General features: G+C 41.3%; 16 protein-coding genes. 12 read left to right on the plus strand and 4 right to left on the minus strand.

Going from position 1 to position 18,908, the window contains the following annotated elements; all coding sequences use genetic code 11:
- Window position 1 precedes the first annotated feature (1 nt).
- The 6 genes from malE to malG all read left to right on the plus strand — a co-directional run bounded on the left by malE (window position 2) and on the right by malG (window position 10,377).
- Window positions 2–1,129, plus strand: a complete 1,128-nt coding sequence (malE, locus tag C0V70_RS05195; protein WP_158649576.1) for a maltose/maltodextrin ABC transporter substrate-binding protein MalE — start codon at window positions 2–4, stop codon at window positions 1,127–1,129.
- 105 nt (window positions 1,130–1,234) lie between these two features.
- Window positions 1,235–4,048, plus strand: coding sequence for an alpha-amylase family glycosyl hydrolase (locus C0V70_RS05200; protein ID WP_102242812.1), 2,814 nt, complete (start codon window positions 1,235–1,237; stop codon window positions 4,046–4,048).
- Between the two features lie 14 nt (window positions 4,049–4,062).
- Entirely contained in the window at window positions 4,063–6,642 is a 2,580-nt protein-coding gene (glgP, locus tag C0V70_RS05205) for an alpha-glucan family phosphorylase (protein WP_158649577.1), read from the plus strand.
- A gap of 2 nt (window positions 6,643–6,644) precedes the next feature.
- Window positions 6,645–8,090 (plus strand): 4-alpha-glucanotransferase, encoded by a 1,446-nt coding sequence (malQ, locus tag C0V70_RS05210; protein ID WP_102242814.1) that lies wholly within the window; start codon window positions 6,645–6,647, stop codon window positions 8,088–8,090.
- Complete coding sequence (locus C0V70_RS05215) at window positions 8,081–9,487, plus strand: ABC transporter permease subunit (protein WP_102242815.1); 1,407 nt, start codon at window positions 8,081–8,083, stop codon at window positions 9,485–9,487. Before malQ ends, C0V70_RS05215 begins: the two co-directional genes overlap by 10 nt.
- Window positions 9,484–10,377 (plus strand): maltose ABC transporter permease MalG, encoded by an 894-nt coding sequence (malG, locus tag C0V70_RS05220; protein WP_102242816.1) that lies wholly within the window; start codon window positions 9,484–9,486, stop codon window positions 10,375–10,377. The genes C0V70_RS05215 and malG overlap by 4 nt, the downstream gene beginning before the upstream one ends.
- Here the strand turns inward: malG and C0V70_RS05225 are convergent.
- Together C0V70_RS05225 and C0V70_RS05230 are read right to left on the minus strand one after the other, a co-directional pair.
- Window positions 10,367–11,470 carry an ABC transporter ATP-binding protein gene (locus tag C0V70_RS05225; protein WP_102242817.1) on the minus strand — a complete coding sequence of 368 codons (1,104 nt, stop codon included), beginning with the start codon at window positions 11,468–11,470 and terminating at the stop codon, window positions 10,367–10,369. The genes malG and C0V70_RS05225 overlap by 11 nt on opposite strands.
- 9 nt (window positions 11,471–11,479) lie before the next feature.
- Window positions 11,480–12,736, minus strand: a complete 1,257-nt coding sequence (locus C0V70_RS05230; RefSeq protein ID WP_102242818.1) for a carbohydrate porin — start codon at window positions 12,734–12,736, stop codon at window positions 11,480–11,482.
- A gap of 158 nt (window positions 12,737–12,894) precedes the next feature.
- Here C0V70_RS05230 and C0V70_RS05235 point away from each other — a divergent pair, with 158 nt between their 5' ends.
- The 5 genes from C0V70_RS05235 to C0V70_RS05255 all read left to right on the plus strand — a co-directional run bounded on the left by C0V70_RS05235 (window position 12,895) and on the right by C0V70_RS05255 (window position 15,863).
- Complete coding sequence (locus C0V70_RS05235) at window positions 12,895–13,728, plus strand: TIGR02147 family protein (protein WP_102242819.1); 834 nt, start codon at window positions 12,895–12,897, stop codon at window positions 13,726–13,728.
- Window positions 13,729–13,741: 13 nt separating this feature from the next.
- Complete coding sequence (locus C0V70_RS05240; protein ID WP_102242820.1) at window positions 13,742–13,975, plus strand: hypothetical protein; 234 nt, start codon at window positions 13,742–13,744, stop codon at window positions 13,973–13,975.
- A 213-nt stretch (window positions 13,976–14,188) separates the two neighbouring features.
- The gene (locus C0V70_RS05245; protein WP_102242821.1) at window positions 14,189–14,479 is read left to right on the plus strand and encodes a hypothetical protein; all 291 of its coding nucleotides are present in this window, start codon (window positions 14,189–14,191) and stop codon (window positions 14,477–14,479) included.
- A 72-nt stretch (window positions 14,480–14,551) separates the two neighbouring features.
- A complete protein-coding gene (locus C0V70_RS05250; RefSeq protein WP_102242822.1) occupies window positions 14,552–15,583 on the plus strand; it encodes a M14 family metallopeptidase in 1,032 nt (343 codons plus the stop codon).
- Between the two features lie 10 nt (window positions 15,584–15,593).
- Entirely contained in the window at window positions 15,594–15,863 is a 270-nt protein-coding gene (locus C0V70_RS05255; RefSeq protein ID WP_102242823.1) for a peptidylprolyl isomerase, read from the plus strand.
- On the opposite strand, the gene C0V70_RS05260 is transcribed toward C0V70_RS05255, so the two are convergent.
- Window positions 15,856–16,737, minus strand: coding sequence for an alpha/beta hydrolase family protein (locus C0V70_RS05260; protein WP_102242824.1), 882 nt, complete (start codon window positions 16,735–16,737; stop codon window positions 15,856–15,858). The two genes, C0V70_RS05255 and C0V70_RS05260, sit on opposite strands and share 8 nt — an antisense overlap.
- A 116-nt stretch (window positions 16,738–16,853) precedes the next feature.
- On the minus strand, window positions 16,854–17,366 hold the full coding sequence (locus C0V70_RS05265; RefSeq protein ID WP_102242825.1) for an NADPH-dependent FMN reductase: 513 nt from the start codon (window positions 17,364–17,366) through the stop codon (window positions 16,854–16,856).
- 139 nt (window positions 17,367–17,505) lie between these two features.
- Between C0V70_RS05265 and C0V70_RS05270 the strand changes: the two genes are divergently transcribed.
- A complete protein-coding gene (locus tag C0V70_RS05270; protein WP_102242826.1) occupies window positions 17,506–18,852 on the plus strand; it encodes a hypothetical protein in 1,347 nt (448 codons plus the stop codon).
- The last annotated feature ends 56 nt before the right edge of the window (window positions 18,853–18,908 follow it).

An 18,908-nucleotide genomic window follows, 5' to 3' on the forward strand; every position in this document is an offset into this window, starting at 1 on the left:
TTTGGCATTTGCTCATACCACCCTGGCCGCAGATGTCTTGATCTGGACGTCAAATGAAGGCGCGGCCAAGGCCATTAATGAAATCAAAAAAGATTTTGAAACTGAATATAAAACAAAGGTGGTCGTTGAAGTTTTAAATAAAGACTTAACCTCACTTTTTAAAACAGCATCTCTTACAAAAAAAGGGCCGGACATTCTTCTGTGGGCCAATGATGTAAGCGGTGAGCTTGCTCAGTCTGGACTGATTGAACCGCTCGATGAAATTCCCGATTTAACGGATAATTTCCTTCCCGTTTCTTTAAAAGCATTTAAATACAAAGGAAGACTTTACGGCTACCCATACGCGGTTGAATCGTTGGCACTTTTTTACAATAAAGACCTGGTTAAAACGGCACCTGCAAGTTTTGAAGAGCTGGTAAGTATTGCCAGAAAACTGAACAATCCAAAGAAAAACACCTATGGATTTCTCTATGACATCAAGACGTTTTTCTTTTCATTTCCTATTCTCAATGCGGCCAATGGTTATATATTTGGTGAAAACGAAAGTGGGCTCAATGGACGCGACGTAGGGATCACTGGTTTTGAAGAAGGGCTTTCTTTTCTTCAAGGACTAAGCAATGAAGGCTTAATTCCATCATCAACTGACCGCGGGATTGCTTTTCAACATTTCAAAGAAGGTAAACTTGCTTTCACTATCGATGGACCCTGGGCGATTAAAGATTTAGATGCAGCCAAAGTGAATTACGGCATTGCTGTTCTTCCGACGCTAAAAAACAAAGTGGCCAAACCTTTTGTTGGCGTTCACGGTTTTATGATCAGACGATCAAGTCAGAATAAACTTCGTGCAAAAGAGTTTGCTGAAAAGTTCCTGCTGTCAAAAAAAGGAATCGAGCTCTTTTATAAATACGACAACAGGGCCCCCGCAAGGATTGATGCCCTTAATGAATTGAGCGCAAAAGATGAGCGTTTGTTGACCCTAAAAAAGAGCGCCGAGAACGGTGTTGCAATGCCAAACATTCCGCAAATGGGCTCAGTTTGGAATGCCATGGGCAAGGCGTTAAGTCTGAGTTTAGAACAGAAAACCCCAGCGAAAGAGGCCCTTCAACTAGTTAGACCTCAGATCAAGTAGAGAAAGTTTTCACAAGCTTTAATTAAAGGACTTTTGTTTTCCCAAAGTGCGAAAAAGTTCGTATAAAAAAGACTCAATTTTGTGGCCTTTTTCCAAGGGAAAACAATGAGTTTTAAGAGCAAGTTTCTATGCTTACTTTTAGCTATTTTTGTATCGACGAGCGCTTTTGCCCGCTTGCCGTTTAAAGACGATTGGACGCAGACTTTTTACACTGACGACAATTCTTTTTACCTGACTCTTTACCCTGACGGCTTCAAACAATTCATTCGCGTAAACTCTTCATCATGTGATCAAATTTCAAACATCAGTATCGTTTTAAAAGAAAATAAAAATAGATCGACATCGACATTTAGAACTCTCTCAAAAGAAAGCGCTCCTAAAATTTACGGACTCTCTCCTGAAGGTTATTGCTGGTACGAAGTTGAGATCAGGAATTTAGAAACGATCAATGGGCTTAAGTACGTTTTAAAAATCGAAGACAACACTTCAGCACCCCATTACTTCAAAGGTATCACCAATTCTCTTATTCCTCTCTATCGATTAACTCAAGATTCAAAGATCGATGCGTGGATCGATCTCGGAGCTTTTGGTGCAACCCCTGTTGTGGGGGGCGGGATTTACTACAAAGTATGGGAGCCACTTTCGGATGAAGTGCATTTATTTCTTAACGACAATAAAGCGATTAAACTTTTTTCTGATTATCCGTTAAACGACGAGAGACGTTTTCACTTTGCCTATATTAAAAACTCAAAGCCTAAAGACAAGTACCACTATCAGTTTGTAAAAAATGGGAAGTATGAAACTCTTGAAGTGGCCAATTACAATACTTTCAGTCCAATTAAAGTAGACCCGATGGCCAGAGAACTCACGTACGACGCTAAAGGTGGACGCTTTAACGGCTACATCAACCCTCGTGGGGTGGTGGCCCGTGATAATGAGTACGTTTGGAAAAACGACAGTGCTTTTAAAAACGTCAGCGAACTCGACTACAATAACTGGATTATTTATCAGTTATGGCCTTTAACGTTTAACCCGAAACGCATTGATGGAGCTTACGTTCAGGGGAAATTTGGCGACATCACCCCAAAGATTCCTTACCTGAGCGATCTTGGTGTGAACGCAGTTGAATTTCTTCCCGTTCATGAAAGCAGATTCAGCGCTTCGTGGGGATACGCTCTTGATTCACTTATTATTTTAGAGAGCACTCTGGGAACAAAACCAGAGATGAAAAAACTCATTGATGAACTTCACGGCAATAAGTTACGCGTGATCTTTGATGTGGTTATTAATCACGTGAACAACAATCTTTTAAGAGAGCCTATTAATGCTCAAACTAACTCTTCAAAGTTCTACGGAGGAGACACTCCGTGGGGGCCAAAACCGCGCTTTGAAAGTGTCTGGGTAAGAAAGTGGATCACGGACTCACTTCTGCACTTGATGGCCGAGTACCACCTGGATGGATTTCGTTTTGATATGACGGATTCGATCTTTAACGGGACTCGTGGTGGATACCGTTTTCTTCAAGAGTTGATGTACTTAATTAAAGCAAACAACCCACGTTTCTACAATTCAGCTGAACAGCTTCCTAACGACGTTTGGGTAACGTACCCAATCTCAGAAAATGGGTTAGGATTTGATTCACAGTGGAACGACCGTTTTAAAAACTTCTTTGAGTTAGAGTTTGATCACTACAATGAATCGAGCCGCTCAGTGGACTTAACTCATTTATCAAATTCACTTCAAGGCTACAGCGATCATCAGATGTCTCCGGGCGTTTGGTATCATTTCGGCCATCCACAAAGAACGGTTAATTATTTGGGCTCTCACGATTTTATCGGAAATAAAGACCCGATGATCAGAATCGTTACGAATTATGATAGTGACGAGCAGGAAGACTCAAATATCTTTAGGAGAGTGAACCCTCTGGAAGAACCAGGAGACCTGCGTATCCCATTTAGAAAAATTCACAATCAGTTCAGTCACTCGTTGGTAAGACTCTCTTATGGGATTCTTTTCACTAAGCCAGGTGGAGCTCTTTTTTATCAAGGGGAAGAGATCGCTCAGGACTTAAATATCCAGAACGAGTGGGCCTACGTTAACGCATTAAAGGACAATCGTTTCCCAAGTAAAGATGTAAATATCAATAAGTATGTTGGCTCTCACCGCATGACGTGGCACTACTATGATTTAATCAGTGGCAAAAAAGACCCGTTGTTAAATTTTGTTACCGAAGAAGATCAGAATCTTTTTAGCGGTCACTTAAATTTCTTCAAGGAAATGATCAAGTTTAAAAAGGCCAATCCTGAAATCAATAATCAGGACGCTCAGAACGTACGCATTGATAACAATGCCAAGATCGTGACGTATGAACTAAGCACTTCCCACGATAACTACTTTGTGGTTGGAAATTTCAACGGAGATATGGGCGGAGTGTGGATTCAGTTCCCGGGAAATCAAGATGTCTGGTGGAGCGAGATGATCAACTCATCTGACCCGCGTTTTGGAAGCACGAGTGATGTTTTTCAAAACGTCATCTCATCGGTAGGGGGAAGAAAGAACTTGCTTCGCCTAAAAGGGCCAGGCTTCTATTTATTTAAAGCGAGCAAAAACCCAATTCTTTCTAAAAAACTTTACTTCCGCACTAGTGCTCTTAATTGGCTGGCAGATGAATCGACAGAGTTAAAAGTGAATCCTGCCAATCAAGAAGAGCTGATAGCGAGAATTGATATCACTAAAACGGGAGCGCTGGATTTTAAGCTAGGAAGCAAGAGCTGGAGTATTGATTTAGGAAAATCTGTGGACCCGCGTTTTTTGACTTATACTCCAAACTCGGAAAATGTCCGCACGACACTGAGTGCGGGGAAATATATTTTTAAATTTAACATGAGAAATTACACTTATAATTTTGAAAAACTTTAATGAGAGAGACAAGTATGACGACTTTATCGCAATTAAATGACCTGGCCTACAACTACTGGTGGAGCTGGAATCAGGACGTATGGAATCTTTTTTCATCAATTAACAAAGAAGTCTGGGCCGAGACAAGAAACCCGGTTCTGGTGCTTAAGAATACAAAAGACCTCGAAGCGTCTTTAAATAATGAAGACCTAAAAAAGAAAGTAGGCGATCTTCATTCAAGGCTTGTGACTTACTTAAACCGCAAGGACACTTGGTTTGCAAAAAACTTTGCTAATACCAAAGGACCGATTGCTTATTTCTCAGCAGAATACGGGATTCATGAAGCTCTTCCTATCTACAGTGGTGGATTAGGGGTTCTTTCAGGAGACCACGTAAAGTCAGCTTCAGACTTAGGTATCCCAATGGTATTCGTAGGGCTTTTCTACTCAAATGGATACTTCACCCAAAGAATTAATGAAGACGGAAAACAACTAGACCTTTACGGAAAGTTCCAACCTGAAAATCTTTCTTTAACTCCTGTGACAACAAAAAATGGAGAGGCCCTGGTTTTTGACCTGGAGTTAGCAGAAAGAACAATTAAAGTTCAGGCCCACAAGGCAATGGTTGGTTCAAGCGAGCTTTACCTTCTTGATTCAAATCACCCGGCAAACTCTGAAGCGGACCGTTTATTAACGGCAAAGCTTTATGGGGGAGACAGAGAGATGAGAATCTCTCAGGAAGTGATCCTGGGAATTGGTGGAGTCAAACTTCTTAAAGCGCTAGGAATTGAACCAGCAGCTTTCCATATGAACGAAGGCCACAGTGGATTCTTTCAATTAGAAAGAATTAAAAATGCGATGAAAGAGCGTTCAATGACTTTTGATGAGGCAAAAATTCTTTGTGCTTCTAACTGTCTTTTTACGACTCATACTCCAGTTCCTGCTGGAAACGAAGCTTTCTCACTTCCATTAATGCACAAGCATTTCTTTAAGATGATCAAGGGATTCAATATTTCTTGGGAACGTTTTGTTGAACTGGGAATTGTGCCAGAAAAGAGCGATTATAAATATTTCAGCTTAACTGTGTTTGCAATCAATGTTGCCCGTTTTTATAACGGAGTCAGTGAGCTTCACGGAAAAATCGCGCAGAAAATGTGGCGCGACCAATGGCCTCAAGTTCCAGAAGTAGAAAACCCAATGTCTCACATCACTAATGGTGTTCACGTTCAGACGTGGATGGCCCTTGATGTGAAAAATCTTCTTAATGAAACAGTCGGGACGAAGTGGGAAGATGAACTTGCTAACCACGACTTCTGGAAAAAAGCAGGGGATATTTCGAACTCTGAAATCAGAGAGACAAAAGTTGCCTTAAAAGCAAAAATGATTTCTCTGGTTCGCGCTCAACTAAAGAAGCAGTTAAAAGAAAACAATGAGTCTCAAAAAGAGATCGACGCTGTTGATACTTATCTTGACGACAAAACCCTAGTAATTGGGTTTGCCCGTCGTTTTGCAACTTACAAACGTGCAACTTTAATCTTTAAAGACCTAAAGAAACTTGAAGCTCTGGTTAATAATCCAGAGCGTCCGGTTGCTTTTGTCTTCTCTGGGAAAGCTCACCCTCAAGACGTTCCAGGACAAAAGTACATTGAAGAGATTTATAAATTCTCTCGCATGCCGAGCCTGAAAGGAAAAGTCATTATCCTGGAAAACTACGATATGAACATCTCTCGCCATTTAGTAAGTGGTTCAGACGTATGGCTAAACAACCCAAGACGCCCGATGGAAGCCAGTGGGACATCAGGACAGAAAGTGCCTATCAACTTTGGTCTAAATTTCTCTGTTCTTGATGGATGGTGGAGAGAGGCCTTCGATGGAAATAACGGATGGGCCATCGGTGAAGAAAAAGACTTTGCTAACGATGAAATCCAGGATTATGAAGACGCGATGGATTTCTACAAGACTCTTGAGCAGACGATCCTTCCACTTTATTACGCTGATAAAGCAAAAGGGGAAAATGGATCAAGTGCAGCTTGGATTGAAAAAACAAAGATTAGTTTTGTCACAAATATCTCTCGTTATTCAACTCACCGTATGGTTCAAGATTACATGACGAAGTTTTATGCTCCGGCCATAGCTTATGGTGACAAGTATAAGAATAACGGTGATCTGATTAAGACTTATCTTGATAACCGTCGCGCTTTAAAGATGAACTGGAAAGCGATGTATTTCACTTACGTTCACTTTGATGGAAACCATGTTGAAGTCCCTTCACAGTTTGATAAGAGCTGGAAGTCGCCACTTCACCACGTAGAGTACCCGGCAGAAGTCACATTCCCGGGACGCGTGTTTGAAACAAATGAAGCTCATATTCACGTCGGAACTTATCTGGGGGATTTAAAACCAGAATCAGTTGTGGTTGAAGCAGTTATCTGTGATTTAAAAACAGATGAAGTTAAAACTGAGAAACTAAGATTAAAGGGACCGCTTGAAGATGGAGTTGGACACTTTGAATTAAAATTCAAGGCCAACGACTCGAAAAAAATACGCTTCAGGATTTATGGTCACGACAACTTCCTGGTGCATCCGTTCGAGTACGGATACATGATGTGGTACTAAGAATGGATAGAAAAAAGCATTCCGGAATTTTATGCCATATCACCTGTCTTCCTACATCGTATGGGATTGGTGATTTTGGGCCACAGGCCTATGCCTTTATTGATGACCTTGCCCGGGCAGGACAGACTTATTGGCAAATCCTCCCCATCGGCAATACTGACGATTCCGGGTGCCCATATGCCACGGACTCAGCTTTTGGCTGCGCCGATTATTATGTCTCTCCTGATTTACTGATTAAGGAGTATGAAATTGATCCTGCTCTTTATCATAAGTTCATCTTAAACACTGAACGTGTAGACTTTAAACGCGCAAAGGAAAATAAGAGAGAAGCTTTAAAAATTGCCTATGAAAAATTTCTTCCGTCATCGTCTTTCCATCAATTCTTAAAAGATGAGAAGGATTGGGTTATGGACTACGCAATGTTTAGGGCCTTAGGTGAGACGCGTGGGCACGATTTCAGGACTTGGGGAAGGCCAGAGCTGACGAGTGAAGAGCAAAAGCTGATGGACTTCCATCTTTTCTGCCAATTTTCTTGTTTCTCGCAGCTTTCGGAATTAAAGAAATACGCTAATTCAAAAAATGTTAAACTAGTTGGCGACCTGCCCATTTTCGTTTCTTATAACAGCATGGATGTTTGGAAAAACCCTCAGGAGTTTTATTTAAACGACAAACTGGAAATGGAGTATGAAACAGGCGCAGCTCCAGATGCTTTTAGTAAAACCGGACAGAAATGGGGGACTCCTATTTATAACTGGAAAGCACAAAAAGCGGACAACTTCGAGTGGTGGAATAAAAGACTGAGTTTTTTAAAGCGCTACTTTGATGTTATCAGGATCGATCATTTTAGAGGGTTTGTGGCGACATGGATTTCTAAAGTCAGCGCACCAGATGCTTCAGAAGGACAATGGTATGAAGGACCGGGCGAAGAGCTTTTTAAAAGCCTTCGCGATTGCCCGGAAATTATCGCTGAAGATTTAGGTTACATCACACCTGAAGTTGAAAAATTGAGAGAGACATTTAACTTCCCAAGCATGCGCGTGCTTGAGTTCATGCTTGGTGGGGCCAATAACCCTCATAGACTGACTAACTACGAGTTTAATACCGTGGCCTATACCGGCACTCATGACTGCGATACGCTGATGGGATGGTATAAGAGTTTATCTAAAGAAGATAAGCAAAGAGTCGAGCACGACTTGCAGATTGAGAGACCAAATCATTGGGAAATGATCCAGGTGCTGATGTCAGCTCCTTCAAGAATTGTTTTTATTCAGATTCAAGACTTGTTGGGTCTTGGTTCAGAAGCACGTTTTAATTACCCGGGAACCGTTCAGCCAAAGAACTGGAGCTGGAAGCTGGAGTTTAAGGATGAGCGCAGAATTGACTGGCAGAAGCTTGGGATGATCACTACAGAAAACGATCGCGTGGAGAGAAAAGTTGTATGTGGTTGAGTTGGGCCTTAAGTCTTTCAGCACTAATTTTAGGAATCGTGGCCGTCTATGTTTACGGTTTTTCCAAGAAAGATGCTTACCGCTTTTTTTATCCGGCACTCGTGCTGTTTGTTCTCTTTAGTTTAGTGCCAATCTCATACAGCGTGTATGTGTCGTTTACCAATTTAAAGACGGGTCACCTATTAGAAAGAAAAGATGTGATTGAACTTTTTCAGAATGAAAAAGTGATTCAACCGCGTGTGCCAGTTCTCGATTTTCAAATATTAAAATACCCAGATTCCTATCTCATCATTGTAGATAATTTATCTGCCTCTTTTAAGAAGGGTTATAAAGTTGTGGCATTGGAGTCGATGACTAAACTTCCTCCTGGTGGGCATAAGCTTTCTCCTGCGGAAGTTTTAGAGATTATGGAGAGTCATCCAGATTTTGAGATTGTTCACCCGGCCTTTGGGGCCTATAGCTTTTTCCGCAGTGATAAAATTGCGAAGGTTCGACTTCGTTATGAGACGACAGAAACAGGAAGTTTGAGAGACACGCTTACTGGTGAAGAGCTAAAAGAAGATAAAGAAGAAGGGCAGTTTAAGCTCAATGGCGAAAGCGTTGGTCCTGGTTATTATACCTTTACAGGTTTGCAAAATTATAAAGAGCTTTTTTTTGACCCGGCCATTAAATTTGTTTTCTTAAAGTCCATGTTATGGACATTCACCTGGGCCTTTATGTCGGTGATGCTGACATTTTTCCTGGGGGCCTTTCTGGCAGTTTTACTTAATGACCTGGGTGGGAAGTCGAAGTTTTTCTACCGCATGGTTTTCATTATTCCGTATTCCATTCCTTTTTTCATTTCAGTTTTAATCTTCAAAGGGATGCTCAATAAAGACTTTGGAGAAGTGAATCAGTTTTTAAATTTCTTTTCAGTGAGTCCTGTACCTTGGCTAGAGCAGAAGATGTGGGCGAGAGTCAGTGTTTTGATGGTTAATCTATGGCTGGGATTTCCATACATGTTGTTGGTTATCACTGGGATTATTCAATCAATTCCTAAATCTATTTATGAAGCTTCGTCACTTGAAGGGGCGACGAAGTTTCAAAACTTCCGCTTTTTGACTTTTCCTTTGGTTTTTAGAGCAATGATTCCACTTTTAATTGGTTCATTTGCCTTTAACCTCAATAACTTTGTCGGGATCTATCTTCTAACAGGAGGAGGTCCGGTGATTTCTGATGCCAGCACACCCATTGGTGAAACGGACATCTTGATTTCTTATACCTACCGTCTGGCCTTTGAAGGTTCTCAGGGACAAAATTTTGCCCTGGCCGCGGCCGTGTCGATGCTGATTTTTGTGATCGTCGTTGCGCTGACGTTGATTAATTTTAAAGTTTCTAAAAAGTTGAGTCGCTCATGAGCCAGTTTACAAAAAAGAAACAAAATACAGAACGCTTACTCATTCACCTGGTGTTAATCGGGATTGCTTTGATCGTTCTTTTGCCGATTTTTTCGATCGTGACTATTTCTTTAAGTAAGAGTGGTTCACTTAAATCAGGTTTTAGTCTTGCAGAGTTTAGTCTCGATAACTGGAAATACATCTTAGGGATTCCTTATCAAAATGCTACAGGTGAAACTGTTGTTTCTCCTTACCCAATGATGAGATGGCTTTTTAATAGTCTTAAAGTTTCTCTCTTAAGTGCCTTTCTCATGCTCTTTTGTTCAACGACGGCTGCTTATGCACTTTCTCGTTTTAAGTTTAAGGGAAAAGAGGCGAGTCTGATGTTCCTGATGGTCATGCAGATGTTTCCTAACATGATGGCAATGGTGGCCTTTTATTTTATGTTGGATTTTATCGGCGTTCATATCCCATGGCTGGGAATCGATACTCACGGAGGATTGATTCTGATTTATTTAGGTGGAACACCTTTTAACATTTGGCTTTTAAAAGGTTACTTCGATACTCTGCCACGCTCAATTGAAGAGTCAGCGAGAATGGATGGTTGTACACACTTTCAGGCCTTCACTAAAATCGTTCTGCCTCTTTGCACGCCAATGCTGGCGGTGATTGGGCTTCTTACTTTTATCAGTACTTTTTCAGACTTTATCCTGCCTTCCATTCTTCTTAAATCACAGGATCAAATGACGTTTGCCGTCGGGATTCAGATTTTTATCAGTGAATCTTTTGCCAGCCGTTGGGGGCAGTTTGCCGCCGCTTCTATTTTAGGAGCTCTTCCTATTTCACTTCTCTTCTTTTCTATCCACCGCTATATCGTCGATGGGCTTTCTCAGGGTGGAGTTAAAGGTTAAGATTATCGCCTGTGACGCTGTCAAAAAGGTGAGCGAAGTGCAGTTTGAAGTAAAACTCTGCGCTCTTTAAGTCTTTTGGCAGATGCATTGCGGGGATAAGACTGGTGATTTCGCCGTCAGCGTATTTTAAAATCACATTGGCCTCATGCCCTAAGAGCTCGGTAAAGAGAACTTCGAACTTAGCATTCCATCCAGCTTCTTCACTGCTGTGAAGAACGATGTCTGTTGGACGTACGCCAAGCACTGCTTTTGTTGGAGAGAGTTTTTTTACTGTGTGAAAGATTGTTTTATTTTCTGGAAGTTTAAAACGGAAAGCGCGCTCTTTTCCTGTGGCATAGATGCCATCAGCTTCATAACTTAAATCCACTTCCATCAGGTTCATGGCCGGAGTTCCGATAAATTCACCTACAAAAGAGTTTTTTGGATTGTTGAAGACTTCCTGAGGAGAGCCAACTTGCTCAATTACACCTTTTCTAATGATAACCAGTTTATCTGCAAGAGTGAGAGCTTCAAGTTGATCGTGAGTCACATAGATTGATGTTCCTTTCTGATCGATATGGAATTTTTTAATTTCCGATCTCATCTTGTGGCGAAGTTTGGCATCAAGGTTTGAAAGAGGTTCATCGAATAAAAAGATCTTAGCGTCTTTAACAATCGCTCGTCCCATGGCCACGCGCTGGCGCTGACCTCCGGAAAGATCTGAAGGCTTTCTCTCAAGATAGGAAGTCAGGTCGAGAATGTGAGCGGCCTTTTTTACTTTTTCATCGATGATTTTTTCATCTGTCTTATTGATCCTTAAACCAAAGGCCAGGTTTTCATAAACATTCATGTGCGGATAAAGAGCGTAGTCCTGAAACACCATGGCCACTTCGCGTTTACTCGGTGGAAGGTGAGCGATGTCTTTGCCGTTTAAAAGAAATTCACCGGAAGTGATTTCCTCCAGACCGGCAATCATTCTTAGCATCGTAGATTTTCCACAACCAGATGGACCGACGATAACAACGAATTCGCCCTGATTAATTTTCAGGTTGAAGTTATCGATGATGGTGAGTTTGTTGTCGTAGCTCTTAACAATATTTTTTAATTCAATCATACAAAACTCTTAGAAGAATGTTTCCATTTGTAGCCCGTACGAGCCACCTGCCAGTTTATTTGAATAAGTAGGAGCGTTTTCAGCAACTTTAGACTGGTTGGCCTTGTTCCAGAATGAGTGAGTATAAAAAGCACGAAGGACCGGGCGCCCCCAGATGTTTTCATTCACACTTAGTTGTGGAGCAAAAGTCAGACGAGTCAGTCTTCTTGTACCACCGCTTTGAACGATACTACTTCCCACTTCTGTCAGGAGGTGGAAGTTTTTTGTCACTCTGTACATTGGGCGAGCACCTAAACTCAGCCATTGCTCTTTTGTATTGTCTTGCTCAATAAAACGCTCATGGCTTAAAGCAAGGTGAAAGGCCCATTTCTCATTCACATCAAAAGTTGTGTGATTGATAAAACGCAGACGCTTTTGTTTGCTTTGCATATTTCCAGCAGTAATTAAGCTATCGCCATAAAGGTTGAAATTGTTCATCACTCCTTGCCCATACATTAAAGCAAAGTGGTTGAAGCCTTTGTCGTTTAAGTTGAAATCAAAAAGAGTCCCGACAACAAATCCTCTGGATTTTTCATAGTGAACTTTTGTTGTCGAATTTGTTGATTCAGGAGCGTGACCAAAAGCAAGCCATACGTTTTGTTTTAACCACGAAGTATGCTCGATATTTTTTAAGCGGGCATCGTAAACAGTGATTCCTTGTTTTCCGATGTTGGTTCTGGTGTCTGTGACACGCTTTAGGTAAGCGAGAGAAAGTTTTCCGCCAAGAAGATCGATGTTGCCGATACCACCACCGTTACCATTCATACTACCGAAGTAGTAGTAGTCATCAATGAAGACATCTTGATCACGATAAAATCTTTTTCCAACCCAAAAGCTCCAGGGCATTTCAGTGACACCTGACATCTCAGCAAAAGCTTCAACAAAGTTAGTGCTCTGGGTGCTTGATTCAGTGGCATCATCTCCATTGTGGCTGTTGGCAATTCTAAATTGAGTAAAGACGTGTTGTGATTCTGTTTTTACGTGGTGAAAAGTAAGAGCTAATTCAAGGTAGTTCGTGCACTCGTTTCCAAGTCGGAATTCGTTTCTTCCGATACCGCCCCAGCCACCGGCCCCTTGGTTATAAAAACATTCCTGGTCGCCGCCAAAAGTGTTGGTTCCTGTTCCGGCCCTGGCGTAACCAAATGTGGTAACGTCCTTCATGTCCATGGCGCGTGCGCCCGGAGCAAAAAAAGACGAAAATAGCAGTGCAACCCATAGATTTTTCATAAATTAGACCTGTTTAATTGTCCTGTGAGATTGCCAGAAAGTTCGCACTTTTTCCACTTCCCTGAGAGTGAAAGAGGTGTTTGGTGTACGCACAGTGTGTGCACTTTGTACGCAAGAAAATTGCAAAGATTTAAGAGTCTTGGTATCACTATTTTATTATGAAAATTTATGAATTTAATGACCCTATTGAATACGTTAACCGCCAATTCTCACTGAAGAAGGAAGTGAATCCGCGCTTTTCTTTGCGCTCGTACGCTAAGCTTTTGGGGTATGAAAACCCAAGCCTTCTTTCGAGTGTTTTAAAAGGTGAAAGAAAGTTAAGCACAGAGCTTGCTGATAAAATCGGCCACCAGCTAAATTTGAGCACAGTGGAGCAGAAGTACTTTCAGCTTCTCATTCTCTACAAATACGCTAAAAACGATGCGGAAAGAATGATGTACACGGAGCTTTTAGAAGCGACTAAGCCGGATACAATTAATTCCCAATTTTCAGTCTCAATCGACTCTTTCCGTTTTATTGATGACTGGTATCACGCTGCTATTTTGGAGATGATCGAACTTAAAAATTTTAAGTTCAATTACGACTGGATGGCCAAAAAGTTAGGGCGTGGCCTTAACCCAGAACTAGTTGAAGCCGCTGTGGCCCGTTTAGTGCGCCTGGGGTTATTGGAAGATCACAAGAAGACTTTAAAGAGAAAAGAAGGGAACTTTGTCGTCGATAAGAACATCCCAAGTGATGCCATTAAAAAACACCATGATCAGTTTATCCAGTTTGCCCGCCAGGCGATCTTTGACCAACCTATTGGTGAAAGGGACATCAGAAGTTCGACGATCACCCTTAAAAAGAAGAACTATAAAAAGGCCCAGGAGATTTTAAAGAAGGCCCACGCAGAATTGGTGGAACTTTCTTGTAAAGATGACGGAGAAGAGGTCTATCAAATCTGTTCCCAATTGTTTAAACTAACGTCCGATAACGAATCAACTAACGAATAGGCGGTTATTGACTATGAAAACGAGAATTCTTGTTGCAATGATTTTTACCCTGGCGATCTGTAAGTCAGGTTTCCCATCGGGAACGACAATCGGAAATGGTATTTCTGTAAATTCTGCTAAGAAAGAAAAGATCTGCAAGATCGACGGCAAGGAAGTAAAGAGGCCAATTGACGATAAATGTGAAGAGGTTCTTCCTGAAACGAAGGATAAAAAAGAGGAAGCTCCTGCCCCTGCACCTAAGAAATAGTTAAAAATACACGGGCCATTGCTTCAAGTCTGAAGCAATGGCATAATATCTTCATGAATATCTAAAATCCCGCCATTTTAATCCCTTATACAATTTCATTTCATTGATTAATTAACGTTAGTTTATTTTTTATTTATTGGAGTTTTGCCATGAACACATCTCGCATTTGTTTTGCCGTTTCTATTATCAATTTCATTCAATGCGAGATTGTAAATGCTCATACGAAAATTAATCATAGGCATTCTGAGCTTCTATGCGGTTGAGGTCAAACGAGCTTCCTTAAAAAATACTAAGACCACTCCAATCCAGGTCGAGCGCGAGCTGGAGTTAGAAATTGTTAAGAAGCGCGAGGCTAAAAAGCAGAAGACTCGCCTCTACGACAAGAGAAAGTGGAAGAAGAAACAACGCTTTATTGAGCCTGCTTTCAAAATAAAGGGAACTAATCCTAAAGACGTACGATTCAGCAATCAGCAGAAAATCAGGCGGATGTTTAGAAATAGTTAGAGAGAACTTAGAGACAAAGAGAGTTTGTTCTCATAGACTTTGTTCATACAACTTCTCAAGGTGGAGAATTTTATGAATAAAGGATTATTGATCCTCGCTCTTCTCGTCTCAAATATGGCCTTTGGTTCTGAAAGAATCAGAAGCTATGAAGTCTCAGTCAACCCATTAAAGATGAATAAGATCGCTTCTCAGTTTGAAGTGGTCGCTAAGCGTGCTCATGGTTTTGAAGTTTATGTTCAAGAAGAGGACGTGCAGGCCTTTTTAGAGCTGGTGCCGAAAGCAAAATTATTACAGGACAATATTCATGTAGAAAGAGATGAAAAAAGTCTTAACCAATATAGAAAGTATGCCGACGTTGAAGCTGATTTAAAAACACTGGCAACGAACTACAGCACTCTGGCGACGCTGGAAACCTATGGCGCGACTAAAGGGGGAAGAAACCTTTATGCGCTTAAGATTTCTACCGGCGGAGAAAATAAACCAAAAGTGATGGTGACAGCAGCAACTCACGGAGATGAGCTGATTACGACCGAAGTTCTGTTTGCTTTAACGAATGAACTTCTTAGCGGTTATGGGAAAGACCAAAGGCTTTCTAAAATTTTAAATGGGCGCGATATTTATATCGTTCCAGTTGTGAGTCCGGATAGCTTTGAAGCGCGCGAAAGATACGTGCAGAGAAAAGACCCGAATAGAAGTTACCCTTGGCCGGATAAACCAAACAATCCAACAGTCGATGTTATCCAGTCGATGATGGACTACACTAACAAAATGAAATTCACTGGTTCACTTGACCTGCATGCTTATGGAAAACTTGTCATGTACCCGTGGGCCTATACGAAAAAAGCACCAGCGGCAGCCGATGTAGTGGTCTTTAAAGACTTGGTTGAGTCGATGGCCAAAGAAAACCAATATGAAGCAGGGCAGATTTCAACAACGATCTATGTGGCCGAAGGAAGTAGTGCGGATTACTTTTACTGGAAGTCAGGAACTCGCGCGATTGCGGCCGAGTTAGGAAGAGAAAAGATTCCTAGCTATAGCAAAATCCCTTCAATTGTTAACGAGTCACGCGAAATGGTGTGGACGTTTTTAGAATCATTTAACTAGGAAATACAAAATGAAAGTTACAGCTCAACATATTTTGGTCAATCACGAATACGAAGTAAAAGACATTCAAAAAAAGCTAGCTGAAGGAAAGTCGTTTGAAGAACTGGCCCGCGATTACTCTACATGCCCTTCTGGAAAAGACGGAGGAATGTTAGGAGAATTCGGTAAAGGGATGATGGTTCCGACGTTTGAGAAGGCCGCTTTTGCGCTTATGCCAGGTGAAGTTTCACAACCAGTGCGCACACAGTTTGGTTTTCACTTAATCAAAAGACTTAAATAAACGATTCAAAGTATTCAAATATTTTCTTTCTCATGAGGACGGTCGTTAACGTTCCGGCCTCATGACCTAATTTATAACGGTCGATGGAATGAGGGGGACACTCTCTTGCTAAAAGCTCCTGAGTCACCGTTGGCACTCCCGTATCTCTTAAAGCAATCACTTGATGGAATGGCACTTTGATGTCTTTGCAAGAAAGACTTGGGTCATTTTTTAAATAACCTCGAAGATAAGTTTCGTATTGATCCACATCACTCATGCCGAGCGTGCGCATGTGTCTTTCTCTAAACTCTCTGATTTGTAAAACTGTTGAGCGGGCATAAATGTAAGGCAGGTCTCCTCCTGCTGTTGCAAACCAGGCCGCTTTAATCCGCGGGACGTAGGCGGTGATAAGCACACTGGTAATTCCTCCCTGACTTGCCCCAAGAGCAAAGACGGGAAGAGTGGAAGGAAGGTTAAGTTTAAAATCGACGTAATTAATAAAACTAATAACAGAAACCACCGGACGGTAGTAGTCGCTGTCGAGTTTATCCATGTCGGGATTGGGTTTGTTAAGTTCTGTTTCAAAAAGATAGGGAACAATAACGACATAACCGCGTTTAGAAAAATACTGGGCGTTTGATCCTTCAATGGAGTTCACCCCACCAATTGTTGGGTAGATCACTAACACTGCCTTTATCGGAGTACCCGTTGGTTTGTAAACGATGGCCTCATATTCATAGGCTTCGACTTTGGTTTTTATCTCAAACGTTTCGTAGTGGCGGCTGTCGGCCTCTTCTTGATAAGGGGCGAGCGTTTGATTCTCCGGTGGGATTGCTAGTGCCGGATGCATGAAAGTGAAAAGAGAACAGAATATGGTGACCAATACTGTCTTCATAACTAAACCCTAGGCCTCAAAAAAAGAGGTCGCAAGAGTTTTTCAAATGACGTTTTTGCTGCAGTATCGGTAAGAGTTTAAAAGGCCGCGGGTGTCTTGCGGCCGTCTAAAAAATGTTAAGTACGTGACGGAATTGCTTCTAAGAATTCTTTGCAAACAGTTTCCACTTCTTCTTGAGGGACTGGTTTTGAAAATGTCGAAACGATTTGTCTTCCGATCACATTCATACCGATAAATGAAAGTTGCATTCTTAGAATTGAGAGAACGCTGATACCACCGCCGCCGCTGCTGGTTGCGATCATACCTGTTTTTCTATTGAAAGTGTCGCGCCAGTTTTTTGTCGAACGGCTAACCCATGCAATGAAGTTGTTCAGAACAGGAGGAGGCCCTCCGTTGTATTCCGGCGCCACGATGACAAAACCATCGACATCAAGGAGGTCCTTGAATGGGGCCACGAGAACCTCTGCCTTGTGGTGAGATTCAGAAAGAGATGTATAAAGAGGAAGGTTTAGTTCAACCAGGTTCAACAAATGGGCCTCTGCCTTATTGTTTTTAAGGTGAGTGACGATTGACTTTGCTAGTTCTAAGTTCTTCCCGACACTTGCGGTGATGACACATATTTTTTTCATTTCAAAAATTTACCCTAGGATTAATCCTTTTGAAAGCTCTCCTATGTTCAAAAAATATATAATATTTACACCAGCGGAATTATTCTGGTTTGAATTGTGCTAATTTCTCCTCCAAATTTAATAAGTTTTGAGGGTTTTTATGAAGAAGTCTTTATTTGGGTTATCTATTTTGGCGATGTCTTTTGCGGTGTCTGGAGTTGAGTTTTCAACTGAGCAAAGAGCTTTAGTTGCTAGTCTTAAGGATTCGCTGATTCAAAGCCGTCCGACTTTCGAAGCAATAGCAAAAAGTACGAATGCTTCAGCAGTTGAGTGGAACAAGCTTGGAATGCTTGCTAAGAAATCGTATGCAAATAAATACTGTGATAGGCACGGGCAGGATACTGTTAAGGCTATGAATTTATTTTATGCTGTGTTTGGAAAAAACCGTGCAGAAATACAGAAACTGAGCGGGCCTAGCGCTAAAGCTATGAATCACAATTTACTTTGCGTGGAAACGAATATGAGTTTCTCATTGAGTTCTTGTAAGCTTGTTGATGAGAGCGCGAAGCTCGCTAAGATGGCCATGGATTGCTATGCAATGTCTTTAGTGCAGATGGATGAGATTCTGGCCACAGAGGCGCCGAAGCCGAGCGAGCCGACGAAACCGGAAGAGCCAACTAAGCCGAGTGAGCCGACGAAACCAAGTGAGCCTTCTACTCCAATCGATATGGGAAGCTTACCTCTTGAGGTGAGAGAGAAGTTAGCGGATATTTCTGGTGTTATTTATGAAAATAAAGAGGAAGCAAGAAGATTTCTTCAATTAGCAGAGATTTACAATAAAGATTGGTCTCCTTCTGGACGCTACAGTACACAAAAGGCAATTCAATACTGTGAGAAAATTGCTTTTCATGATCATAAAAAAGCATTACCCAAACTAGGAGCAATCAAAATTGAGGTTCTGGATTCTCTTGATCAATCTTTACAGGAAACTATTATTTTAAGAAATAGCCTTAGTACTTTATATGTAAAATACGCTGAAGCGATTAATGGATGTATAAACATTAATCAAAGCTATCAAGCAATTGTAAATGCTGATAAAGCAGCAAGAAATATTTCACAAACTATTGAAAAAATGCTGATGGGGAATAAAGTCATTGTAGAAGATTTTCAAAGAGTTGTTACAGGAAAAACAAGGATCGTTTTTCTAAAGGATTATAAGAGAGATGATGGCACAAAAGAAATGTATTCACCTTTCAGTGGAAAACAATGTCTACTATTAACAGGATCTCCAACTGATACTATTCCAGCTGGAACAGATATCGCTATTACAGAACAAAAAAATAATCCACCTTCGAACTATCCTGGACAGCCTGGAATTTATGGCTTGTTTATTGGTGCTACTGATAAAGATACGGGTGCTAGCGTCCTTTGCTTAAAAGGTGTGAGCATTGATGAAGTCCAATTGATGCTAAATAGAGTCGGTGTTGAAATTAGAGACCTAGAATAATCACAGGGGAGGCTTAGCCTCCCCTTGATTCCCGACACTTACGCTCTTTATACACC

Origin of the sequence: Bacteriovorax stolpii (genome assembly GCF_002872415.1) — a bacterium.
GTDB classification, from domain to species: Bacteria; Bdellovibrionota; Bacteriovoracia; order Bacteriovoracales; family Bacteriovoracaceae; genus Bacteriovorax; species Bacteriovorax stolpii.